Source organism: Pseudomonas sp. SIMBA_041 (genome assembly GCF_046535095.1).
Taxonomy (GTDB): domain Bacteria; phylum Pseudomonadota; class Gammaproteobacteria; order Pseudomonadales; family Pseudomonadaceae; genus Aquipseudomonas; species Aquipseudomonas mucoides.
The window spans coordinates 1-330 of the sequence record NZ_JAWRXJ010000118.1; the positions used below are offsets into that span (position 1 = coordinate 1).

At 46.7% G+C, this 330-nt stretch carries 1 protein-coding gene; it reads left to right on the plus strand.

All coding sequences use genetic code 11. The annotated features are described in order from the left end of the window. A partial coding sequence (rplK, locus tag SB725_RS30505; RefSeq protein ID WP_410923075.1) for a 50S ribosomal protein L11 occupies positions 1–330 on the plus strand: 330 nt, incomplete at both ends.

Here is a 330-nt window from a genome sequence, read left to right on the forward strand (position 1 = left end):
CCACCTATTGGTCCAGCTTTGGGTCAAAAAGGCGTGAACATCATGGCGTTCTGTAAAGAATTTAACGCTGCGACCTCAGGCCAAGAGCCAGGTCTACCGATCCCAACTGAGATCACAGTATACAGCGACAAATCTTTTACCTTCATCATGAAGTCACCACCAGCTGCATACTTACTACGTAAGGCTGCTGGTATTGCTAAAGGTTCAGGTACACCGAACACTGCTAAAGTTGGTAAAGTTGACCGTGCACAACTAGAAGACATCGTTAAGACTAAGAATGCAGATTTAACTGCAGCTGATCTTGACGCTGCTGTCCGTACCATCGCTGGT